Origin of the sequence: Massilia genomosp. 1, from assembly GCF_011682185.1 — a bacterium.
Lineage (GTDB): Bacteria > Pseudomonadota > Gammaproteobacteria > Burkholderiales > Burkholderiaceae_D > Telluria_A > Telluria_A rubra.
The window spans coordinates 1-24709 of record NZ_WHJF01000101.1 but is presented as its reverse complement, the minus strand read 5'-3'; the positions used below and the strand labels follow the sequence as shown (position 1 = coordinate 24709).

Genomic DNA, 24709 nt, shown 5'->3' with positions numbered 1-24709 from the left:
ATATGTCGCGCACCACAATGCCAATCCGAAGCCATTTATTTGGACAGCAACTGCGCGCGATATCCTGCAAAAGGTAATTCGCGCCAACAGCCGCTTAAGCGGCAAACAGAATGCAACACTACACTAGCAAACAACTATAAAACAACGGGAGAAATGCATGAAGATGAAAGCAGGCGTGCGCGAACTGCGCAGGGCATTGGTGGGACTGTCGACGGTGGCCATGCTGGCCGCCGCGCCGGCGCATGCGCAGTTAAGCAGCGCCACCATCAAGGGACAAATCACGCAGAGCGGCGCGCCCGCGGCGCCGGCCACGCCGGTCGTCGCCAGCAATACGGCCACCGGTTACAACTACCGCACCAGCACCGGCGCCGACGGCAGCTACGTGCTCACCGGCCTGCCGCCGGGCGAGTATGCGATCAAGGTCGGCGGCCAGAGCACCGAAAAGGTCACGCTGTCGGTCGGCCAGACCGCCTCGCTCGACCTGTCGGTGGGGGCGGCCGATCCGGCCAATTCGGCCAACATGGCGCAGGTGGTGATCCTGGGCTCGGCCCAGCGCCGCAACGTCAAGACCTCGGAAGTCGGCACCAGCGTCTCGCGCGCGCAGATCGACAGCCTGCCGCAGGTGTCGCGCAACTTCCTCGCCTTTGCCGACCTGGCGCCGGGCGTGCGCTTCGATGTCGAGGCCAAGACCGGCTACGGCACCTTGCAGGGCGGGGCGCAGAACCAGGATAACGTGAACGTCTTCATCGACGGCGTCGGCCAGAAGAACTACATCCTGCGCGGCGGCATGTCCGGGCTCAACTCCTCGCGCGGCAACCCGTTCCCGCAATCGGCGGTGGCCGAGTACAAGGTGGTCTCGCAAAACTACAAGGCCGAATTCGACCAGGTCAGTTCGACCGCGATCACGGCGATCACCAAGTCGGGCACCAATGTGCTGCATGGCGATGTGTTTTTCGACCGCACCGGCGCCAACCTGACCGCCTACGATCCGTTCCAGAAGAAAAACAAGGCCGACGGCGTGGAACGCCCGCGCTACGCGCAAAAGCAGTACGGGGCCACGCTTGGTGGGCCGATCAAGGAAGACGTGATGCATTACTTCATCGCGTATGAAGGCAAGCGGATCGACACGCCGCGCCAGGTCGTCGCCCAGCGCCAGGACTTGCTGCCCAACGCCGGCATCGTGCCGTCCCTGCTGGCGCAGGCCGGATCGGCCACCGCCAAGTTCAAGGAAGACCTGGTGTTCGGCAAACTGACGACCCGCATCGGCGAAGACCACCTGATCGAGCTGACCACCCGCATCCGGCGCGAGAACGACCTGGTGCCGGAAGACTTCAAGCTGTCATTGCCCGGCAACGAGAAGGACCGCAAGAACGACGAAACGCGCTTCGACCTGAAACACGAGTTTTCACGCGGCGACTTCCTCAGTGAAGCGCGCATCGGCTACGAAAAATTTCATTGGAATCCGAGCGCGCTGCAATCGACGCCGTACGTGAAGTACGTGGTCTCGCCGAGCAACGAGACCAAGAACGTGGTCGACGTGCTGTTTACCGGCGGCTCGCCGGATGCCCAGGACCGCATGCAAAAAGGGCTATCGTTGAGCGAGAGCGTGACCTGGACGGGTCTTGCCGGCCACACGATCAAGGGCGGGGCCAAGATCAAGAAGGTCGACTTCAAGCTGTACGGCACTTCGAACAGCGTCGATATCCGGCGCGAGATGATCGACAACGTGACCGGCATTCCGCAGGTCTTCGAAATATCGCGCGCACTGGCGCCCACGGGCGTGAGCTACACCGACCGCCAGTACGGCGTGTATCTGCAGGACGACTGGAAAGTGACGAAGCAGCTCGAACTGAACCTGGGCCTGCGCTGGGACTACGAGACGAATATGCTCAACGACAGCTACGTCACCCCAGCCGACCGCGCCGGCCTGTTCGGCAAGCAGGACCCGCGCCCGGGCGCCCCGGCGGGGCAGACCTATGCGCAGTCGCTGGCCAAGGGCGGCGTGACCATCGGCGACTACATCAGCACCGGCTCGAACCGCAAGTCGTTCAAGGATGCGTGGCAACCGCGCGTGGGCATGTCGTACGACCTTTTCGGCGACAGCAATACGGTGTTTTTTGCCGGCGCCGGGCGCGCCTACGACCGCACCATCGCCAATGCGGCGCTGGACGAACTGCAAAAGAACTCGCAGCCAGGCGGCGAGATCTGGCTGATCCGCAGCGAACACAAGCTGCCGTACACCGACCAGTTCAGCCTTGGCGTGCGCCAGGCGCTGGGCGCATGGAATACCGAGTTTGGCGCGACGGTGTCGCGCAGCCGCAACCAGTTCAACTGGTTCGGCGGTAACCGCGACGTCAACGGCGGCTGGGGCAATGCCAGCCCGGTCGACCCGATGTTCAGCTCCGTTCCCGGCTACGGCACCCTGATCCTGGGCGACTTCATCTCGCAGGCCAAGACCTCGACGGCTTACCTGAAGGGCGACAAGCCGTTTTCCAGCGCGTCGGGCTGGGGCCTGGCAGCGACCTATACGTACTCGGAAGGCGAGACCACCAACAAGGAGTGGACCAATGATATCTTCAACTGGACCCACGGCCGCTACTCGCGCAGCTGGAACCCGTCCGAAAACGTCGAGCGTCACCGCCTGGTGGTGGCCGGCATGAGCGACCGCCTGCTGCCTTTCGGGATCATGCTTTCGTCCAAGCTGACCCTGGGCAGCGGTCTGCCGTACCGGATCACCGACTGCGCCAAAGGCTTCAGCGCCTGCGTGTCGCGCAAGGGCGAGGGCGGGTCCTTCCGCGAAGTCGACCTGGCCATGGCCAAGGATATCGGCGTCGGTTTCGGCAAGGTGTCGGTGCGCTTCGACGTCCTGAACATCTTCAACACGGTCAACTACGCCAGTTATGACGACTGGGGGGGGGGCCGACCACCAACAATCCCAATTACCTTGGCGGCGACAACGTCAAGCTGGGAACTCCGGGCGCCATCACCGGCCCGATGCGCACGGTCAAGCTGACCGCGCGCTATGCATTTTGAATAAGGGAAGTCGATGAGAAAACGCTTGATGCCGATGGCCGCGCTGGTTGGCGCCATCGCGACGATGCCGCTGGCGCCGGCCCATGGAGCACCTGCGGGTGCGGCTGCGGGGCCGGCGGCGGCGCTGCTGGACGACCTGTCCGAACGCACCTTCCGCTTCTTCTGGGAGACCGCCAACCCGGCCAACGGGCTGGTGCCCGACCGCTATCCGTCGCCGTCGTTCTCCAGCATCGCGGCGGTGGGCTTCGGCCTGACCGCCTACCCGATCGGCATCGAGCGCGGCTACATCACGCGCGCGCAGGCGCGCGAGCGTGTGCTGACGACCCTGCGCTTCTTCCGCAATGCGCCGCAGGGCAAGCAGGCGCAGGGCATGAGCGGCTACAAGGGTTTTTTCTATCACTTCCTGGACATGAAAACCGGCGCGCGCAGTTCCAACTCGGAGCTCTCGACCGTGGACACGGCCCTCCTGATCGCCGGCGTGCTGCACATGCAGTCGTATTTCGACGGCCCTGGCGAAGAGGAGATGGAAATCCGCCGCCTGGCCGACGAACTGTATCAGCGCGTCGACTGGCAGTGGGCGCAGGCGCGCCCGCCGGCCATCGTGCTTGGCTGGCATCCCGAAACCGGCATGCTGCCCTACGACTGGCGCGGCTACAACGAATCGATGCTGGTGTACGTGCTGGCGCTGGCGTCGCCCACCCACCCGGTCGACCCGAAGGCGTGGGACGAGTGGACCAGCACCTACGACAAGACCTGGGGCACCTCGTGGGGCCAGGAGCACCTGGCGTTCGCCTCCCATTTCGGGCACCAGTATTCGCACGTGTGGATCGATTTTCGCGGCATTCAGGATGCCTACATGCGCAAGCGCGGCATCGATTACTTTGAAAACAGCCGGCGCGCGACCTACGCGCAGCAGGCCTACGCGATCGCCAATCCGCTCGGCTGCAAGGGCTACGGCGCCAATCTGTGGGGCGTGACCGCCAGCGATGGCCCGGCCGACGCCACCATTACCGACGGCGGCAAGCGGCGCAAGTTCCGCAGCTACGCCGGGCGCGGCATGGGCAAGGAGCACTACGACGACTGCACCATCGCGCCGACCGGCGCGGCGGCGTCGATCGCCTTCGCGCCGGAGATCGCCATTCCCGCGATCACCGACATGCATGCGCGTTACGGCAAGCAGATCTACGGTAAATACGGCTTCCTCGACGCCTTCAATCCAAGCTTCGACTTCGGCATCAAGCTGGCCAACGGGCGGCGCGTGCCGGGCTTCGGCTGGATCGATACCGACTACCTGGGCATCGACCAGGGCCCGATCCTGGCGATGATCGCCAACCACCGCGACGAATCGGTGTGGCGCGTCATGCGCGGCAATCCGGTGATCCGCACCGGCTTGCGCCGCGCCGGCTTTTCGGGCGGCTGGCTCCAGACCGGGGCCAGGCCATGAATTTGCGGCGGCGCCACTGGGTCGCCGGTTCGGCGCTGGCGCTGCTGCTGGCGGGCTGCGAACGGCGCAGCGGCGGCCCGGTGGAGCTGCGCCTGTGGGCCATGGGGCGCGAGGGCGAAGTGGTCAAGGAACTGCTGGCCGAGTTCGAAAAGCGCAACCCCGGCATCCGCATCAAGGTGCAGCAGTTGCCGTGGCTGTCGGCGCAGGAAAAACTGCTGACCGCTTTCGCCGGCGACGTGACGCCCGACCTGTGCCAGCTCGGGAACACGTGGATACCCCAGTTCGCGGCGCTGGGCGCGATCGAGCCGCTGGGGGATCGTATCGACCGTGCCGACGGCGTCATGAGCGCCGACTATTTTCCCGGCATCTGGGCCTCGAACCAGATCGACACCCAGTTGTTCGGCGTGCCCTGGTACGTCGACACGCGCCTGATTTACTACCGCAAGGACTTGCTGCTGGACGCCGGCTTTGCCACGCCGCCCGCCAGCTGGGCCGAGTGGATGGGCGCCATGCGCGCGATCAAGCAGCGCAGCCCGCAGAATTATGGCGTGCTGCTGCCGCTGAACGAATACGAACAACTGCTGTCGCTGGCGCTGCAGCAGGATGCGCCGCTGCTGCGCGATGGCGGGCGCTTCGGCGACTTCCGCCATGCCGATTTTCGGGCCACGCTGCAGTTCTACCTCGACCTGTTCAAGAATGGCCTGGCGCCGCGCTTGTCGGCCACGGCGATTTCGAACGTGTGGGATGAATTTGCGAAGGGATTTTTCGCGTTCTATATTTCGGGGCCGTGGAATATTGGTGAATTCAAGCGCCGCCTGCCTCCCGATAAACAGAACACCTGGATGACGGCGCCCCTGCCCGGACCGCACGGACCAGGCGCCTCGGTGGCCGGCGGCGCCAGCCTGGTCGTGTTCAAGACGTCGCAGCATAAGGAAGAGGCGTGGAAGGTGATCGAATACCTGTCGCAACCGGAAGTGCAGCGGCGTTTTTACCAGATGACCGGCAACCTGCCGCCGCGCCGCAGTGCCTGGGCTGACCCGGCGCTGCAGGGCGATCCGTATTCGGCGGCCTTTCGCGAGCAGTTAGAGCGCGCCAAGTCGCCGCCCAAGGTGCCAGAATGGGAGCGCATCGGCACCGAAATGCGCATCGTGACCGAGGCGCTGGTGGCGGGCCGCATGACGATCGAGCAGGCCGTGACGGAGCTTGACGCGCGCACCGACCGCATCCTGGAAAAACGCCGCTGGATGCTCGACCAGCGGGGCAGGGCATGAAGACGGGCCGCGCCGCATGGTGGATGGTGGGGCCGCCGCTGCTGGTGATCGGCGTGTTTTTCTTTGTGCCGGTGCTGGCCGCGCTGGCGATGAGCATGACCGACTTCGACCTGTACGCGCTGGCGGACCTGAACAAGCTGCGCTTCATCGGCCTGGCCAATTATGCGGAACTGCTGCAAACGCCGCTGTTCTGGAAGGCGCTGGGCAACACGCTGTTTTTCGTGGTGGTTGGCGTACCGCTCTCGATCGCCGCTTCGCTCGGCGCGGCGCTGCTGCTCAACTCACAACTGGCGTGGTTCAAGCCGCTGTTTCGCACCGCCTTCTTTGCGCCGGTGGTCACCTCGATGGTGGCCGTCGCCGTCATCTGGCGCTACCTGTACCACTCACGCTATGGCTTCATCAACTACGGGCTCGATCTGGTGGGACTGGCGCCGGTGGACTGGCTGGGCGACCCGCGTTTTGCGATGCCCTCGATTATCCTGTTCGCGGTCTGGAAGAATTTTGGGTACAACATGATCATCTTCCTGGCCGGCCTGCAAAGCATCCCGGGCGACTTGTACGAGGCGGCCGAACTCGATGGCGCGCGCAGCGTGGCCATGCTGCGTCACATCACCCTGCCGGCCCTGGCGCCGACCATGTTCATGGTCAGCATCCTCACCATGGCCGGCTACTTCCAGCTGTTTGCCGAACCGTACATGATGACCGAAGGCGGGCCGCTGCAAAGCACCGTCAGCGTGTTGTACTTCATGTACGAGCAGGGCTTCAAGTGGTGGAACCTGGGTAGCGCCACGGCGGTCGCCTTCATCCTGTTCCTGCTGATGTTCGGCGTGACCATGCTGCAGATGCGCGTGGCCGGCCGCGGGCTGGAAGAATGAGCGCGCGTAGCGGGACCATGCCTAGGGGCGTGTGGGTCAATGCGCTGCTGGTGCTGTGCGCGCTGCTGGCCATGTTTCCGCTGCTGTGGATGGCGTCCGTGTCGTTCATGGCGCACGGCGAAGCGAGCCACTTTCCGCCGCCGCTGTTGCCGCGCCAGGCTACGCTGGCCAATTACCTGGAGCTGTTCGCGCAGGCCGGCATCGGGCGCTATTTTTTGAACAGCCTGTTGCTGGCGGTGGCCGCGACGCTGCTGTCGCTGGCGTTCAATGTGGGCGCAGGCTACGCGTTCGCCAAGCTGCGCTTCGCGGGGCGCGACCGCATCTTCAAGCTGCTGCTGGGAGCTTTGGTGATTCCAGGGCAGGTGGCGATGCTGCCGCTGTTTTTGATCATGAAGCAGATGGGGCTTGTGAATACCTACATCGGCGTGCTGGTGCCGGCGGCGGCCAGCATCTTCGGGATTTTTCTGGTGCGCCAGTATGCGCTGACCATTCCCGATGCCTTGCTGGAGGCGGCGCGGCTCGATGGCGCCAGCGAGTTCCGCATCTTCCGCTCGATCGTGCTGCCGCTGCTGGCGCCGATCCTGGTGACGCTGGCGATCTTCAGCTTTTTGGGCAGCTGGAACGACTTCATGTGGCCCTTGATCGTCCTCACCGACAAGGACCTGTACACGCTGCCGGTGGCGCTGGCGTCGCTCTCGCGCGAGCACGTGCAGGATAACGAAATGATGATGGCCGGCTCGGTGCTCACCATCCTGCCGGTGCTGCTGCTGTTCCTGGTGTTGCAGCGCTATTACATCCAGGGCCTGCTGGTGGGGAGCGTGAAGGGATGAGGAAACCGTGGCCGCTGCTGTTATGCGCCATGGTCAGCGCGCAGGCGCAGGAACGCATCCTCGACGACTTCGAACGGCCCCTCGCGTGGAAGGCGGTGGTGTGGGACGGGGTCACCGCCAGCGCGTCGGGCGCGCCCGGCGTGCAGGGGCAGGGCATGCGCTTCGACTTCGACTTCGGCAGCGCCGCCGGCTACGCCGCCGCGCGGCGCGCGTTGCCGCTCGACTTCGAGGGCGACTACGCCATCTCGTTCTGGATGCGCGCCGACGCTCCGCTCAACAACTTTGAAATGAAACTCGTTGACGCCAGCGGCGACAACGTCTGGTGGGTCAAGCGGCCCAACTTCGCCATCTCGCGCGAGTGGCAGAAGGTCACCTTCAAGAAGCGCCATATCGATTTTGCCTGGGGGCCGGCCAAGGACCGCACCTTGCGCCGCGCCGAGCAGATGGAACTGGTGGTCAGCGCCGGGCGTGACGGCGGGCGCGGGTCGGTCTGGATCGACGACCTGCGCATGCGCGCCATTGCCCCGGCGGGACCGCCGCCCGCACCCGTCATTTCAACAACACCCGGCGCGGTGACAGTCGATTACGGCGTGCCGCGTGAATTCGGCGGCATCGTGCTGCACTGGGCCGACCGGCTGCACGCCGCCCGCTACGAGGTCGCTTTTTCCGATGACGGCAGTACCTGGCGCACCGTGCGCAAGGTACAAGATGGCACGGGTGGCGCCGATCCGCTGCTGCTGGGCGAGTCGGAGGCGCGCTACGTGCGCGTGACGATGCCCGACGCGGCTGCGCAGCGTTACCAGCTGGACCGCGTCGAACTCAAGGACCTGGCGTACGGCGCCTCGGCCAACCGCTTTTTCCAGGCGCTGGCGAAGGAAGCGCCGCGCGGCCATTACCCGCGCGGCATGTCGGGACAACAGAACTACTGGACCGTGCTCGGTGTCGACGGCGGCCGCGAGACGGGGCTGATCTCGGAAGACGGCGCCATCGAGGCGGCGCGCGCCGGCTTCACGATCGAGCCGTTTGTCGTTGATAACGGAAAGCTTGCCACCTGGGCCGATGTGACGATGTCACAGTCGCTGCAGGATGGCTATTTACCGATACCGTCGGTCAGCTGGATGGCGCCGCGCTGGCAGTTGCGCACAAGCGCGTTCGCGCAAGGTACGCCGGCCACCTCGCAACTGATTGCGCGCTACGACTTGGCCAATACCTCGGATTTTCCCTTGGCCTTGCGCTTGGTGTTGGCGCTGCGCCCCTTGCAAGTCAATCCGCCGATGCAGTTCTTGAATACCCCGCCCGGCGTCAGCCCGATCCGCGCGCTCGCGTGGAATGGCGACAGCTTCGCCGTCGATGGCGTCACCCGTGTCTGGAGCCTTGCCGTGCCCGGCCTGGCTGGCGTGTCCTCCTTCGACCATGCCGCCATTCCGGCGCGCCTTGCGGACGACGGCTGGAGCGCGCTGCGGCGGGTGGATGACGAAGCCGGTTTCGCCTCCGGCGCGCTGGCGTACGACGTCACGCTGGCGCCGCGAGCGACGGCGGTGTTCGGCCTGGCGCTGCCGTTGAATGGCCAGCCGGGCGCACCGCGACTGGCCGGCGCCACGCCCGGGCAGTGGCTGACGGCGATGCAGGAGGAAGTCGCCGAACAGTGGCGCGCGCGCCTGAACCGGGTATCGATCACCGTTCCGGCGGCGGCGCAGCCGCTGGTCGATACCTTGCGTTCGTCGCTGGCGCACATCTTGATGACGCGCGACGGCGCGGCGCTCATGCCCGGCACGCGCTCGTACGCCCGCTCCTGGATACGCGATGGCGCCATGATGTCGGAAGCGATGCTGCGGCTCGGGAACGACAACGTCGCGCGCGACTACGCCGACTGGTTCGCCCAATACCAGTTCGCAAACGGGAAAATCCCCTGCTGCGTGGACCGGCGCGGGTCCGACCCGGTGCCCGAAAACGACAGCCAGGGCGAGTTCATTTTCCTGGTTGCGCAGTTGTGGCGCTACACCCACGACCGCGAGCTGGTGACGCGGCTGTGGCTGCGCGTGAAGGCGGCGGCGGCTTACATGGAGCAGCAGCGCCAGTCCGAACGCAGCGCGGCCAACCTCGCGCCGCAGCGGCGCATGCTGTATGGCCTGCTGCCGGCGTCGATCAGCCACGAAGGCTATTCGGCCAAGCCGATGCATTCGAACTGGGACAATTTTTGGGGCCTGCGCGGCTATCGCGATGCCGCCATGCTGGCCGCGCTGCTCAATCAGGCCGCCGACGCCGCCACCTTGCGCGCACAGGGCGACCAGTTCGAACGCGAACTGCTGGCGTCCCTGCGCCTGAGCGCCAGCACGCACGGTATCGACTACCTTGCCGGGGCGGCGGAACTGGGCGACTTCGATCCCACCTCGACCACGATCGCACTGTCTCCGGGCGGCCTGCAACAACGCCTGCCGCAAGACCTGCTGCACGGGACGTTCGAGCGGTACTGGCGCGAGGCGGTGGCGCGGCGCGACGGCCGGCGCGAGTGGAACGATTACACGCCGTACGAACTGCGCAACGTGGCCGCTTTCGTGCGGCTTGGATGGCGCGGGCGCGCACACGAACTGCTCGACTTTGTCATGCGCGACCGCCGGCCCGCCGCGTGGAACCAGTGGGCCGAAGTGGTGGGGCGCGACGCGCGCAAGCCGCGCTTCGTGGGCGATATGCCGCATGGCTGGATTTCGTCGGACTATATCCGCTCCGCGCTCGACCTGTTTGCGTACGAGCGTGAGTCCGATCAGTCCTTGATTGTCGCGGACGGCATTCCAGCCGCATGGCTTGACGGCGCCGGTGTCGGCGTGCGGGGTTTGCGCACGACGTATGGAACGCTGGACTACGCCATCCGGGCCGAAGCGCGCGGCATCAGCATGACGATCGGCGGTAAGATGAATCGGCCGCCGGGTGGCGTGCTGCTGCGCGCCTTGGACCAGCGTTGGCGCGGCGCGCGCACCACCATCAACGGCAAGCGCGCCTGCTGGCGCGGCGGTGAACTGCGCATCGGCGCGCTGCCGGCCACCGTTTTCATCGCAGTCGATCACACCAAGGGAAAACCATGAGCAACGCAATCGAATTTCCCAAGAACTTCCTGTGGGGCGCCTCCACCTCGGCCTACCAGATCGAAGGCTCGCCGCTGGCCGATGGCGCGGGACCGAGCATCTGGCAGCGCTTCGCCCACTCGCCCGGCAATATCCGCGATGGCGACACCGGCGACGTGGCCTGCGACCATTACCGCCGCTGCGCGCAAGACGTGGCGCTGATGTGCGAGATCGGCTTGCAGGCCTACCGTTTCAGCATTTCGTGGAGCCGCGTCATGCCGTCCGGGCGCGGCGCGGTTAACCCGGTCGGCATCGGCTTCTACGACGAGCTGGTGGACCGCCTGCTGGCGCAGGGCATCAAGCCGATGGTCACCTTGTTCCACTGGGACTTGCCGGAAGCGCTGGACAACCAGGGCGGCTGGCTCAATCGCGACATCGCCGACTGGTTTGCCGATTACGCGCGCGTGATGTTCGAGCGGCTCGACGACCGCGTCACCTCGTGGGCCACGCTCAACGAGCCGTGGGTGGTGTCCGACGGCGGTTACCTCAATGGCACCTTGGCGCCGGGGCACCACAACCGCTTCGAAGCGCCCATCGCCGCGCACAACCTGCTGCGCGCGCATGGCGCGGCCGTGAAGGCGTACCGCGAAGTGGGCAAACATGAGATCGGGCTGGTGGTGAACCTGGAACCGAAGTACCCGGCCAGCGACAGCGCGGCCGACCAGCAAGCGGCCGCGCGTGGCCATGCCTACATGAACGGCCAGTTCCTCGACCCGGTGTTCTTCGGGCGCTATCCGGAAAAGATGAAGGACGTGTACGGCGACGCCTGGCCCGAGTGGCCGGCGGAAGACTTCGAGCTGATTCGCCAGCGGCTCGACTTCATCGGCGTCAATTACTACACGCGCAGCGTGACGCGCGACGAGGCCACCGCCTTGCCGGTGCGCGCGGTGGCGGTGCGCCAGCCGCTGGCCACCTATACCGAGACCGGCTGGGAGGTGCATGCGAAGGGCTTGAGCGACACGCTCGACTGGGTGGCCGCGCGCTACGGCAATCCGCCGCTGTACATCACCGAGAACGGCGCCGCCTTTTTCGATCCGCCGGTGGCCGAAGGAGGGCGGGTACACGACCCGCTGCGGATCGACTATTACCAGAAGCACCTGCGCGCCATCCACGACGTGATCCAGAAGGGTGTGGACGTGCGCGGCTACTGCGCCTGGTCGCTGCTGGACAACCTCGAATGGGCGCATGGCTTTTCCAAGCGCTTCGGCATCGTGCATGTGAATTTTGCGACCCAGGAGCGCACGCTCAAGGACAGCGCGTATTTTTACCGCGAGGTGATCGCCACCAATGGCGCGGTGCTCGACGGCGTGGCGGCGCGGCCGTCGCCATGGACTGGCGCGGCGATGTGGACCGAGTGAGGTCGGTTGGATAATTTTCTTCTTGCTGAAATATATCCCTCGTAAGATTGCCTGGAGCTAGGGTTGGTCTGCCTTCGCGGCTTTCGTCGCGTCGACTGCTTGCTCGGGCTCGATCAGATATTCTGTCTGGCAGAAAGAGTATGGCTGAATAAATTCGGGGAAAAATACCAGGTTCTTGCCCTCGACCCAGATCCGGTACGAGCTGTTTTTCAGGTAAAAATCGCAGCGTTCGTCCTCGACGTTCAATCGCAGTTTGCTGTCGTCGATCAGGGTTTCGGCGGTTTGCTCGTCGAGTCGGATCAATTCCTTGTTTTTCGTAATGCTGGGCATGATTGTTGCGGAGGGCAACATCTGCTTGAACAAGGCCCGCGCCGGCACCAGCTCGCCGGTCTTGAGCGCAAACACCCGCGCTTCCTTTTCTTCGTCGGGCGACCCGGCGCACACGGTCGACTTGGCAAACACGACGCTCAGGTAGGCGTCGGACACGAGTACCTTGTCGAATGCCAATTTGTACCGCCACGGGCGGCCCTGGGCGGCGCCGCCGCACTGCTTGGCCTCGTTGGCGAAACCGGCCGCGGCCGTCTTCAGGATGGCATTGACGTGGACCACGGCTTTGCGGGGCATGCCGGCGACCGCGTCGAGCGACACGGTTTGAATCGCCACGCTTGTTGTTGGCGTGCTGTCCGCGACCCGGTAGCCAAGCGGCGCGGGCGCCAGCCCATGTGCCTGTGCCTGCAAGATCGGCAGGCACAGGCTCGCGCGTGCTGCAAAAGCCACTATGTTCATGAATCAAGCATCCTCATGCGTGGGTAAGTGTTGTCAGATCCTTGCGACCGTTTTTGCCGGCGACCGCTGGTCCGCTGACGCCGCCTGGAACGCGCAGCAGATCATGGCGTTCGGGGGATGATCGGGCAAGAGGATAATGTACCAGCAGCGGCCATCGGGCGAGGACGCGTTCCATCCCGGGCTCCCGGCGGCGTTTTGCTGACGCGCCTGCCTCGCACACTATCGGTTACAAGGCGATGTTGTATTTGGCCGACACCAAGGGAAACAAAAAATTCTGCTGGCCGGTGCTCTTTCAGGCTGCAGGTTTGTCTACGTGACTACAACAATTGCCTAAAATATATTCATGCAATATGCATGATGAACGGAAATCAATGAACTAAAGAACTTCATATTCCATCTAAACAATTTCTTTATTGCACATATGTCTGATAAAATGCTCGGCTCGTTACGATTTGTGCAATAGATCAGGCCATGTATGTGGGCTGTGACGCGCCCGCCATGCTGCTTACTCAACCTTCTACCTTGCTCTGTTTTCCGCCGCGCTTGCTCAAGCTGGGCTCCCTGGTGCATGTCGCCCTGTTGGTCATGTCGGCCTCGACCGCCTCGGCGCAACATGTCGCCACGCCGGGCGCGCCTGCGCTCAACCCGCTCGAGGTGGCGCAGGAAGGTATCCGCCGGCAGGAAGAGCGCACGCGCGAGCAGCAACAGCAATTGCAGACCAAGGCCGACCTGCTGCAAGCGGCGCAGCCCATCGCCGCCTGAGCAAATTGCCGGCCGAGACCCCTTGTTTTTCGATCAAGAGCATTACTGTCGGTAACAAGCAAGAGCTCGGCTCGCTGGCTTCCACGGTCGCCCCTTTCCTCGGCCAGTGCGTCGGCGTGCAGGGCGTGCGCCAGATCGCCGCCGTGCTCGACGCCAAATTGATCGCGCTGGGCTACGTCACCAGCCGTGTCAGCTTGCCGCAGCAAAACCTGAGCGAAGGCAAGCTGGTGTTCGCGCTGCACATTGGCCGCGTGGCCGGCGTGAAGATGGTCCGCGCTGGCATGCCGGGCGACGTGGCCGACACCGACTGGGGCACCTGGACCAACGCTTTTCCGCTGGCGGCCGGGGACGTGCTCAACATCCGCGACCTGGAACAGGGCGTCGAGCAGATGAAGCGCTTGCCGAGCCAGACGGTCACGACCCGCATCGAGCCCGGCATGGAGGCCGACAGCAGCGTGGTGCTGGTCGAACGCAATGCGGCGAGCCTGCTCGAACGCACGCGCAGCGCTGTCACCCTGGACAACTCCGGCTCCGAAGCGCTGGGTCGCGCGCAGTTGTCCGGCTCGCTCTCGCTCGATAACGCCGCCGGCCTGAACGACCTCCTTAGCCTGAGCAGCAACATTAACGCCCAGCAGCCAAGGCGCGACCATCGCAGCTACAGCCTGTCGGCCAATTACAGCATTCCGTGGGATTACCACAGCTTTTCCGTCTCGCACAGCAACAGCCGCTTCGCCCAGTTTGTGCAAGGCACGACCGCGCGTTTTCTGTCCAGCGGCAGCAGCAGCACGGCCGAGGCCCGCTGGAGTTACCTGGCATGGCGCAGCGCCTCGGCCAAGGCTGGCGTGTACGCGGCCCTGTCGAGCCGTCGCGCGCGCAGTTTCCTCGACGATGTGGAACTGGTCGTGCAGCGCCGCCGCACCACCAGCGCCCAGGGTGGCGTTACCCTGAAGCAGTACCTCGGCCAAGGCGTGCTCGAGCTCGACCTCGGTTACCGCATGGGCATCGGCCTGGGCAGCGCCGAAGCCGATTACCCGAGCGCGGCCGAGGGCGGCCTGACCCTGCGTCCGCGCATCTTTAGTGTTAACGGCTCGTACAGCCAGCCGTTCAAGGTGGCTGGGCGCGCAGCGCAGTACAGCGCCAGCCTGCGCCTGCAAAAAACCGGCGACATGACCTTGTCCGCCGACCAGATCAGCATTGGCGGGCGCTACAGCGTGCGTGGCTTCGACGGCGACAGCGTGTTGCTGGCCGAAAGCGGCGCGATCCTGCGCAACGATGTCTCGACCGGCTTGCCCTCCATCGCCGGCATCGACAGCAGCGCCTTCGTGGCGCTCGACATCGGCAAGGTCTCGGGGCCAAGCGCCGCCGGCCTGGTCGGCGACACCCTGGCCGGCGTCGCCGCCGGCGTGCGCGGCCGATGGAAGGGGCTGGTGTTCGACGCCAGCCTGGCTATCCCGGTCAGTAAACCGGAGCGTTTCAGGACGCGTGCCGTCACCCCATCGGTATCGGTCACGTATTCGCGCTGAGCATCCCGCAGTTGTCAGCAGTTTTTCAGCAGTACCCCCTTTGCAGCACCCGTTTGACGCCGTTCAGGCACCCAAGGACCCATCATGAAATCACCCATCCGCCATCTGTTGAGCAAGCAAACCACCCTGACCGCGGCCGACCGCCTGGTCGCGGAGCAGTTGCTTGAACCGATCGAGAGCGCCGGCGGCACGCGGCGCCCGTGGGCGCGGGTGGTGGCCCAGGTGATGATCGTGTTGCAGATCCTGCAGACGGCCCTGGTGGCGGCACCCGCCAACGCCCAGGTGGTGGCCGCAGGCAACGCCCCGGCCGGGCAAAAACCGCTGGTCGATGCCGCCGCCAATGGCGTGCCGATCGTGCTGATCGCGCCGCCGAGCGCGGCCGGTGTGTCGCACAACCGCTATGACCAGTTTAACATCGGCAAGCAGGGCTTGATCCTGAACAACAGCCGCGAGGCGACCGGCACCCAGCTGGGCGGCATCGTCAATGGCAACATGCAGCTCGGCACCACCAGCGCGCGCATCATTCTCAACGAAGTTACCTCGAGCAACCCATCGCAGCTGAATGGCTACATCGAAGTGGCCGGCCAGCGCGCCGACCTGGTCATCGCCAATCCGAACGGCATCCGTTGCGACGGCTGCGGCTTTCTCAACACCGCAGGGCGCGCCACCCTGACCACCGGCACGCCGACCTATAACAGCGCCGGCCAACTGGACAGCCTGAACGTGCAGCGCGGCGTGATCAGCATCGGCGCCGGCGGCTTGAACGCAAGCAACATGGAACAGCTCGACTTGCTGGCGCGCGGCATCGTGATCGAAGGCGAGATTTCGACCAAGAACCTGCAAGCGGTGCTCGGTGCCAACAAAGTCTTGTATGGCACGCTCAAAGCCACCCAGCAAGACGGCAGCGGCAGCGCGCCCAGGTTCGCGATCGATATCGCCGAACTGGGTGGCATGTACGCCAACCAGATTTACCTGGTCGCGACCGACAAGGGCCTGGGCGTTAACAGCGCCGGCCGGATTGCCGCGCTGGCTGGCAACCTGATGCTGAGCGCGCAGGGCGATCTGACCCTGAAAGACAATTACAGTAAACAGGACGTCGTCCTCGCCAGCACCGGCAAGGTGAGCTTGACCGGCCAGACCAACGCCGGCCGGGACGTGCGTATCGCCGCGCCCGACAGCATTGCCATCGCCACAGGCGCGGTGCTGCGCGCCGAACAACGCGTGCTGCTGAGCACCCGCCAGATCGACAACAGCGGCAGCGTCATCCAGAAATCGGCAAGCCAGGCACTGGTGCTGGCGGCCGAACGCATCAACAGCAGCGGCAGCATGTATTCGGCCACCGACCTGACCCTGCAAGCGACAGCTATTGACGGCGTCGGCGGCGTGTTGCAGGCCGAGCGCGGCCTGAACGTGACGGCCGACAGCATTGCGCTCGACCGGCAGCAGTGGGCGGCCAACGACGCGGTCACGGTCAAGGCAGGCGCGCTGCGCGCCACCAACGGCGTGCTGGCCGCCGGCAGCGCGCTGTCGCTGGACGCCACGGGCCTGCTCGACGTGCAAGGCAGCAAGCTGAGCGCCACCAAATCGGTCGCACTGAGCGGCCAGGGTGTACGCAGCGCCGCCGCCACCGTGACGGCGGCCTCGGTCGTGCTCGATGCCGGCAAGGGCAAGCTGGATAATGCCGGCGGCATCCTGTACGCCTCCGAAGCCATGGACGTGCGCGCGAGCGGCATCGACAATACACGCGGCAAGATCGTGGCCATCGACACCCTGGCGCTCAACGCCGGCGGCGGCGCGCTCGACAACACGGGCGGCACGGTGGCGTCGAACAAGGCGCTGTTTGCCGATGTGGGCAGCATCCGCAACCGCGACGGCACCGTGTCCACCTCCAGCGACCTGGTATTGGATGGCGCCGTCGACAACAACAAAGGCAAGCTGATCACGGCCGGCGCCTTCACCTTCGCCGGCAGCGCGTTCGATAACGCCGGCGGCGCCATCCAGGCCGGGCAAGCGGTCCGCTTGCATGCCAGCGGCACGATCGACAACGCCGGCGGCGTGATCCAGAGCACCGCCTCGGGCGTCACCATCCAGGCCGACCGTCTCGACAATACCAGGGGCGCGCTCGGCGCCGTCGGCGACATTTTGATCGACGCGCAACGCCTGCTCGGCGCCAACGGCGAAATGAACGCCGGCGGCAAGCTGGCGCTGGCCGGCGCCTCGCTCGACCTGGCCGGCGCCAAGCTTGCCAGCGGCGGCACCCTGGCGCTTGCGGCCAGCGACATCGTCGCCACTGCGGCGACCGTGCACGCCGGGCAGGCCCTGGGCATCAAGGCCACCAACCTGTCCGCCGCCGGCGCCAGCCTGACCTCGGTTGGCACCGTCGACCTGGCCATCAGCGGCGATGCTTCGCTCGACAAGGCGTCGATTGCCGCCAACGGCAACATCAAGCTCGACAGCCGCAACCTGAACGCCCAGCAACTGCGTGTGGAAAGCGGCGCCAGCGTGGCCGTCAAGGCCGGCCTGGTCGACCTGCGCGACGCCACGCTGTCCGGCGCGCGCGGCTTGGCCCTCGATACCGGCAATCTGCTGATGCAGGGCGGCAGCGCCGTTTCCGGCGGAAACCTGAGCATTACCGGCCAGAGCCAGCAGGGTGGCAAACTGTCGGCGGCGGGCGACATCGACATCACCATGGCGCAACGGCTCGACCTTGCCGGCGGCGCCATGCTGGCCGGCGGCGACATTGCCGCGCAGGCGCAGGGGATCGTCACCGACAAGGCGCAAGTGGGCGCAAAGCACATTCTGCTCGACGCCGGGCTGCAAAGCCTGAGCAACGTACAGGGGACGGTCGTGGCCGAATCCGGCGGCGCCACGGGCAGGCCGGCATTGGTGGTGCGCGGCAATGGCATCGATAACAGCGGCGGTGCACTCTCGTCCGACGCGAATGCCGTGTTCGACGCGAACAAGCAGGTGTTTAACAATACCGGTGGCAATGTCGTGGTGGCCGGCAACTTGGACTTGCTCTCCGGCGCGCTGAAAAACAGTTTCGGCAGCCTCGCCGTCGGCAACAGCATCGTCATGCGCGACAATGATGTGGACAATACCGACGGCCAGCTACGCTCGGGCAAGGATATCGTCATCGACGCCAGCGGCAAGCGCTTCCTCAACGAACGCGGCCTGGTCGAGGCGCAGGGTGCGATGACCCTCTCGGCCGTCGAACTGAACAACAACGGCGGCAGACTGGCGGCCAACCAGGCCCTCACCCTCGCCGCCGGCGCCCTGGACAACAGCGGCGGCACCGTGGCGGCGGGCAAGGATTTATCCCTGAGCGTCAGCGGCGTCATGACCAGCACCAATGGCGCCTTGCGCGCCGGCGGCCCGATCAGCATCAGCGCAGGGCGCCTGGACGCGGCCGGAGCGCGCATCTCGTCGCAAGACCGGATCGTGATTGCCGCTGACAATGGCATCAAGCTGGACCAGGGCGAGATCAAGGCCGGCGGCGGCATCGACCTGTCCGCCTCTGGCGTGCAGGCGAACCGCGCCAGCATCACCAGCAACGGCGCGATCGCCATCAACGGGCGAGACAACATCAACCTGGGCGGCGCCGACATCAACGCCAATGGTCCGCTGACGGTCAAGGCCGGCAACAGCGCCAGCCTGGCGGGCGCGCAGATGGCGAGCAATGCGACGTTGCAGGTCAGCGCCGCCAGCATCGACGCCGGCGCCAGCCGCCTGTCGAGCGCGGGGGACTTGAACCTGCAAGCCGATGACGGCGCCATCAAGCTGGCCGACAGCGTCGTGACCAGCGGCGCGCGCCTGCGCATCGACGGCGCGGGCATCAACGCCACCAACGCACGCCTGGCATCGAAGGGCGACATCGTGCTCGACACGCGCGGCCAGGACTACCAGGGCGCAGGCAGCATGCACCGCAGCGAGTCGGGCGGCATCACGGTCAAGGCCAACAATATCCTGGCCGGCGGGCATGCGCTGAACCAGGGTTTCATTGCCAACGGCGATATCAGGCTCGATGCGACAGGCGTGATCGACACGTCCAACAGCAGCGTTTCGTCCGGCAGTAACATTGTGCTCAACGCCGGCAAGGGCATCAGCACGGCCGGCGGCGCACTGTCGGCGGGCGGCAGCGCCAGCTTGTCCGGCACGACCATCGACAATGCCAAGGGCGCGATCGCGGCCAACGGCGCACTGCTGGTCGTGGCGCGCGAAGGCGGCATCGACAACACCGGCGGCAGCATGCTGTCGGGTACCCAACTGACGCTGCAAACGCGCACCGGCCTGGACCGCATCGCCGGCAAGCCGGTCGCGGCCGGCGGCGCGACCGACCTGAATAACAAGGGCGGTTCGATCGTGGGCGTGGGTGGGGCCGTCATCAACAGCGGCAGCATCGACAATAGCGGCGGCAAGATTGCCAGCGGCAACAAGCTGGTGCTCGACCTCGGCAACAGCGACCTGCGCGGCGCCAAGGGCAGCGTGCTCAGCGAAAACGGCTTGACCCTGAACGCGCGCCAGATCGACCTGAGCGGCGCCCAAGTGCGCGCCGGCAAGGGCGTGACCATCTCGGCCGAGCAAATCGTGGCGCAGGGCGCGTCGCTCAGCGCCGCCGGCGGCGACCTGCTGATCGACAGCAAGGGCAGCAGTGTCGACGCCAGCGGCGCGGACATGCTGGCATCAAACCTGCTGAGCCTGAAAACCGGCGCGCTCAAGCTGGGGCTGGCGAAGCTTTCCAGCGGCGCCGGCGCCACCATCGCCAGCGCCGCGCTCGACGCGCGCCAGGCAAGCATCCAGGCCGGCGGCGACATCGTCATCGGCAGTGCGGCAATCAAGGCCCAGGATGGGTCGATCGGCGCCGGCGGCAAGCTGGCCGTGAGCGCGACCTCGATCAAGGGCGGCCAGTATTCGGCGTTCAAGGACCTGTCGGTGGTGAGCACCGGCGGCATCGACCTGGGCAAGAGCGCCTTGCCGGGCGCGCAGGGCGGCGCCTTCCTGACCGACGCGGCGTTGTCGGTCACCTCGCAAGGCCTGATTCTCGACCACGGCCGGGCCATCGGCAAGAACGTCACGCTCGACGTCGGCAACGGCGTGCTGAGCAATCGCGGCGGCGTCATTCTCGCCACCGACAGCGCGGCCAGCGCGCCGGCGCTCACGCTGGTCAGCAATGGCCTGGACAGCACGGGCGGGAGCATCGTCAGCAATGGCGACCTGGTCATTAACAGCGGCAACGGTACGCTGGACAACAGCCAAGGCAACATCGGCGCCCTGCGCACGCTCGACGTCAAGGCCGGCAATGCCGCTAACGCGGGCGGCAGCATGGTGGCCAATACCGCCCTGACGATGCAAGTGCAGGCGCTCGACAACCAGGCCGGCAAGATCCAGGCCGGGACCAGCCTGAACCTCAAGGCGGGCGACATCGACAACCGCGCCGGCACCCTGGCCGGCGGCAGCAGCGTCGAGCTGACCGCCGGCAAGGTCGACAGCAGCGGCAAGGCGTTGATCGGCAGTAATGGCAACGTGACCTTGCACACCAAGGGATTGAACAACAACGACAGCCAGGTCACGGCAGGCGGCAAGCTGGCCATCGATACCGGCCCGGACGGTGCGATCGGCAACGTTAAAGGCACGCTGGCCAGCGACGGCGCGATGACCCTGGCCAGCGCCGGCAATCTGGACAACAGCGGCGGCAAGATCGCGGCCGGCAAGGAGCTCGGCCTGACCATCAAAGGCGCGCTCGTCAATCGCGCGGGCGCGATCCAGGCGGGCGGCGACATGCTGCTCTCGAGTATGAAAGGCATCGACAACGATGCCGGCAAGATCATCGCCGACGGCGCGCTGGGTATCGACGGCGCCGCGCTGACTACCAAGAAAGGCTTGATCAGCGCGGGCAAGGACCTGACGGTCGATGTCAAGACCCTCGGCGGCGCGCTCGATAACGCGGGCGGCCAGATCCAGGCCAGCGGCAAGGCCAGCATCGCGGCCAAGGGCGTGGGCAACGTGGATGGCATCCTCATCGCCAACCAGGAATTGGTGGTAGACAGCGGCAAGGCCCTGCTGGACAACCGTGGCGGCATCGTACAGAGCGCCAAGGCATCGGTCGTGATCGACGCCGGGGACATCGCCAGCGAAGGAGCAAACAGCGCCATCGTGGCGGCGACCGATGTGACCATTGCCGGTGGTAACATCGACAGCGGCAAAGGCTTGATCAGCGCGGGCAAGGACCTGTCGCTGATCGCCCAGGGCGCGTTGAACAACGCGCAAGGCCGCATCACGGCCGGCGCCAACGCCACCGTGCAGGGCAAGGGCATCGACAACAAGGCGGCGCTGCTGAGCGCCGGCAAGGCGCTGACGGTGCAGGCCGGCAGCGGCGTGCTGGTCAACAGCGGCGGCAACATCCTGGCGGGCGAGTCGCTCAAGCTTGGCGCCGCCAGCGTACAGAACCAGGGCGGCACGCTCGCCTCGAACGACGACCTGAACCTGGCGACCGAGAACAGCGGCACGCTCGACAACAGCGCCGGCACCATCCGCAGCGCGCAGGGCAGTGTCAGCCTGACGGGCGGCGAGGTGCGCAATGGCGCCATCGGCTCCGGCACACCCGCCGTCGGCGGCCTGATCGCGGCCGAAAAGGACGTGACCATCGTCGCCAACGGCGCTGTGCTCAACCGCGACGGCAGCATCCTGGCGGCCAACAAGCTGAGCATCCAGGCCAGCGGCGCGCTGGATAACACCAATGGCAAACTGACCGGCGCGAACGCGCTGGGCGTGGTCGCCAACGGCATCACGTCGGTGAACGGTTCCATGCTCAGCAACGGCGAACTGACTGCCAACGCGGGCAAGGGCGCCTTCGACAACCGCAAGGGCCTCATTTCGGGCGGTGGCAACACCAAGCTCAATGCGGCCGGCAAATTCGACAATACCGACGGCAAGATCACGACCGGCGCCAACCTGCTCGCCACGACCGGCGCCTTCGACAATGTGGGCGGGCTGATCAGCGCGCAGGGCGGCGCCAGCCTCACCACCGCCGCCTTCGACGGCCGCAAGGGCGAGGTCATCGGCCAGCAAGCGCTGACCATCGACACCCAAGGTGCGCGTTTGGACGGCTCGGACGCATGCTTTGCCAGCAATGGCGAGCTCAGTCTGGTCACCGGCGACGCCGTTTTGACCGGCAGCACGATTGCCGCCGGCGACAGCTTCGCTATCCAGTCCTCGGGCGCCAACACGCGCCTGGACGCCGACGGCATCAAGATCGCCGTCAGCAAGAACATCAGCATGACGGGCGCGGACGTGGCCCTGAACGGCAGCAATTTGCAAGCGGGCAACACGATTACCGTGGGCGGCGTCAACGTCGGCCTGAACCAGGCGGTACTGGCGGCCAACACGGCCGTGAACATCAACGGCAGCGATGTGCAGGCCGTTGCCATCGATATCCGCACGCAGGGCGATATTTCGCTTCAAGCGGTCAATACGCTCGACTACCGCTTCGGGCAGTTCGCGGCGGGCAATAACGCTGCCATCTACGGCGGCGGACTGGTGGCTACCTCCAACGCCAAGCTGGCGGCCGGCAAACGCCTGTCATTCGGCATGGGCCAGGCGCTCGACTTCAGCACCCTCGACTTTAGCTACCAGTTCGGCACCGACCTGCTGGTGCAAGCCATCGGAATTCGTACCGGCGGCGTGGCGATCAGCGGCGACAACCTGTTCTTCAACGCCGGCAGCGGCGTGCTCGACAATACCGCCGGCACCCTGACGGCCACGGGCGTGATCGACTTCAAGGCGAGCGGCATGATCAACAGCGGCGGCCTGATCGCGGCGGACCATCTGGTCTCGCTCGACGCGGGCACGGGCGCGCTGATCAACGATGGCGGCACCATCGCCAGCGCCGCCGGCAAGATCGGCATCAGCGGCAGCGACCTGCTCAACAAGAACGGCGGCAACATTACCGCCGCCGAGTCGGTGAACGTATCGGTCATCGGCCTGGCCGACAATTCCGGCGGCAACATCGTGTCCGATGGCGAAGTGAGCCTGTACGGCGGCACCCTGGTCAGCAACAAGGGCAATATCGTCAGCAACAAGGACAAAGTGACCGTCAATGTCCGCACCTTCGATAACGATGGCGGCACGGTCAGTGCCAAAACGGCACTCGATGTCAGCGCCACCCTGGATGTGAGCAACAAGGGCGGCAGCCTGATCGCGGGCACAGACGCAAGCATCATCGCCAAGAATGGCGTGAACAATAAAGAGGGCCTGATCGGGGCCACGAACAAGGTAGTGCTGACCAGCAGCACCGGCATCCTGATCAACCAGGGTGGCACGATCCAGAGCGACAAGGCGACCGTCGAGATCGACGCTGCCAAGGGCATCTGGAACCAGAAAGGCGAGATTTACGGCCTGACCGCCGTGCAGGCCACGACCGACGCCGACCTGCTGAACATGCAGGGCGGGCGCATCGCCAGCGAAGGCGAGGTCAAGTTGAGCAGCCTGAAGGGCAAGCTGGACAATGCGGACGGCGTGATCAGTTCGGCTACCAAGCTGATCGTGGCGGGCAAGGAGGTCAACAATGCCGGCGGCGTGCTGTCGGGATTGGTATCCACCAAGGTGACTGCCGACAGCGTCAACAACAATGCCGGCGTGATCGAAGCGGGCAAGGACGGCATTGTCATCACGGCCAAGACGCTCACCAACGACAACAGCGGTGCGCAGCGCGGGATTGTGAGCCAGGGCGATATCGTCATTTCCGGCAGCAGTGTCAAGCAGGATGGCGGCTATACCGGCGCCGATGGCAAGCTGAGCATTGACGGCACCAGCATCGACAATACCGGCGGCTCGACCATGCTGGCCATGAAAGAGCTGAGCCTGACCGGCTCGGTGGGCATCAACAACCAGGACGGCAATATCAAGTCGGCGCTCGATACCACGCTCAAGGCGCCGGTACTCAATAACATCGGCGGCACGGTCTTTGCGAACAACAACCTGGTGCTTGATGTGGCGGCGATCGACAACAGCGCTACCCACAACGGCGCGTTCGACAAGGGCTTGCTGGCATCGAACACCGTGACCGTGAATGCGGCCACGGTGGGCAACGCGAACGGCGCGATTGTCGCGCTGAAGAACCTGAAGGTCACTGGCACGGCCAGCATCGACAACAGTGGCGGGCAGTTGAGTGGAGAAGCGGTCACCATCGACACGGCCGACTTCATCAACACGGGCGGGCGCGCCGATGCGAGCACCGTGCTGACGGCGCACATGGCGAAATTCAGCGCCAATGGCGTGATGGCGTCCACCGGCACCCTGAAACTGGCGATGGATGGCGATTACACCAACCTCGGCACGGTGGCGGCCGAGAACAATCTGGAGATTGTTCTTAACAACGGCAAGTACACGAATAAGGGCACGATCAGCGCAGCCAAGGATTTGAGTTTGTCGGCCAATGAGTTGAATAACTACGGTTCGATCAGCGCGACCAATACGACGCTGAACGTCGGTGGCTTTACCAACTACGGCTCGGCGGTGGTCAATTCGATCGGCAATACGACCATCAACGCGACCAATACGGTCAATGCCGGACGCATTTACGGCGGCCCAATGCCGTTTTGAGTGGAAGTTGACTTCGGCTACCATATCGGCTACCGCTGTGAATGTCTGCGCCTTGCGGCGCTTGTCGATGTCCGGTCCGGAGCAGGGTCAAGGGCGGGCGGCGCGAAG

General features: G+C 65.3%; 11 protein-coding genes and 1 pseudogene. 11 read left to right on the top strand and 1 reads right to left on the bottom strand.

Annotated elements, in window-relative coordinates; genetic code table 11:
• The 8 genes and pseudogenes from F1735_RS36845 to F1735_RS26860 form a co-directional block, all read left to right on the top strand.
• Window positions 1-127: pseudogene (locus tag F1735_RS36845) on the top strand (IS630 family transposase); the annotation flags it as partial.
• 30 nt (window positions 128-157) lie between these two features.
• Window positions 158-3013: a TonB-dependent receptor gene (locus tag F1735_RS26890; RefSeq protein WP_167239791.1), complete on the top strand. Its 2856-nt coding sequence runs from the start codon at window positions 158-160 to the stop codon at window positions 3011-3013.
• Between the two features lie 33 nt (window positions 3014-3046).
• Window positions 3047-4477 (top strand): glucoamylase family protein, encoded by a 1431-nt coding sequence (locus tag F1735_RS26885; RefSeq protein WP_167239790.1) that lies wholly within the window; start codon window positions 3047-3049, stop codon window positions 4475-4477.
• Window positions 4474-5748, top strand: coding sequence for a sugar ABC transporter substrate-binding protein (locus tag F1735_RS26880; RefSeq protein ID WP_167239789.1), 1275 nt, complete (start codon window positions 4474-4476; stop codon window positions 5746-5748). Before F1735_RS26885 ends, F1735_RS26880 begins: the two co-directional genes overlap by 4 nt.
• Window positions 5745-6623, top strand: coding sequence for a carbohydrate ABC transporter permease (locus F1735_RS26875; protein ID WP_167239788.1), 879 nt, complete (start codon window positions 5745-5747; stop codon window positions 6621-6623). Before F1735_RS26880 ends, F1735_RS26875 begins: the two co-directional genes overlap by 4 nt.
• Window positions 6620-7453 (top strand): carbohydrate ABC transporter permease, encoded by an 834-nt coding sequence (locus F1735_RS26870; protein ID WP_167239787.1) that lies wholly within the window; start codon window positions 6620-6622, stop codon window positions 7451-7453. Before F1735_RS26875 ends, F1735_RS26870 begins: the two co-directional genes overlap by 4 nt.
• Window positions 7450-10533: a discoidin domain-containing protein gene (locus tag F1735_RS26865; protein ID WP_222853089.1), complete on the top strand. Its 3084-nt coding sequence runs from the start codon at window positions 7450-7452 to the stop codon at window positions 10531-10533. Before F1735_RS26870 ends, F1735_RS26865 begins: the two co-directional genes overlap by 4 nt.
• Window positions 10530-11930, top strand: coding sequence for a GH1 family beta-glucosidase (locus F1735_RS26860; RefSeq protein WP_167239786.1), 1401 nt, complete (start codon window positions 10530-10532; stop codon window positions 11928-11930). The genes F1735_RS26865 and F1735_RS26860 overlap by 4 nt, the downstream gene beginning before the upstream one ends.
• Before the next feature lie 57 nt (window positions 11931-11987).
• On the opposite strand, the gene F1735_RS26855 is transcribed toward F1735_RS26860, so the two are convergent.
• Window positions 11988-12593: a hypothetical protein gene (locus tag F1735_RS26855; RefSeq protein WP_167239785.1), complete on the bottom strand. Its 606-nt coding sequence runs from the start codon at window positions 12591-12593 to the stop codon at window positions 11988-11990.
• 621 nt (window positions 12594-13214) lie between these two features.
• Here F1735_RS26855 and F1735_RS26850 point away from each other — a divergent pair.
• The 3 genes from F1735_RS26850 (at window position 13215) to F1735_RS26840 (ending at window position 24601) form a co-directional block, all read left to right on the top strand.
• Entirely contained in the window at window positions 13215-13478 is a 264-nt protein-coding gene (locus F1735_RS26850; RefSeq protein ID WP_167239784.1) for a hypothetical protein, read from the top strand.
• 5 nt (window positions 13479-13483) lie between these two features.
• Entirely contained in the window at window positions 13484-15001 is a 1518-nt protein-coding gene (locus F1735_RS26845) for a ShlB/FhaC/HecB family hemolysin secretion/activation protein (RefSeq protein WP_167239783.1), read from the top strand.
• 84 nt (window positions 15002-15085) lie between these two features.
• Entirely contained in the window at window positions 15086-24601 is a 9516-nt protein-coding gene (locus tag F1735_RS26840) for a two-partner secretion domain-containing protein (RefSeq protein ID WP_167239782.1), read from the top strand.
• The last annotated feature ends 108 nt before the right edge of the window (window positions 24602-24709 follow it).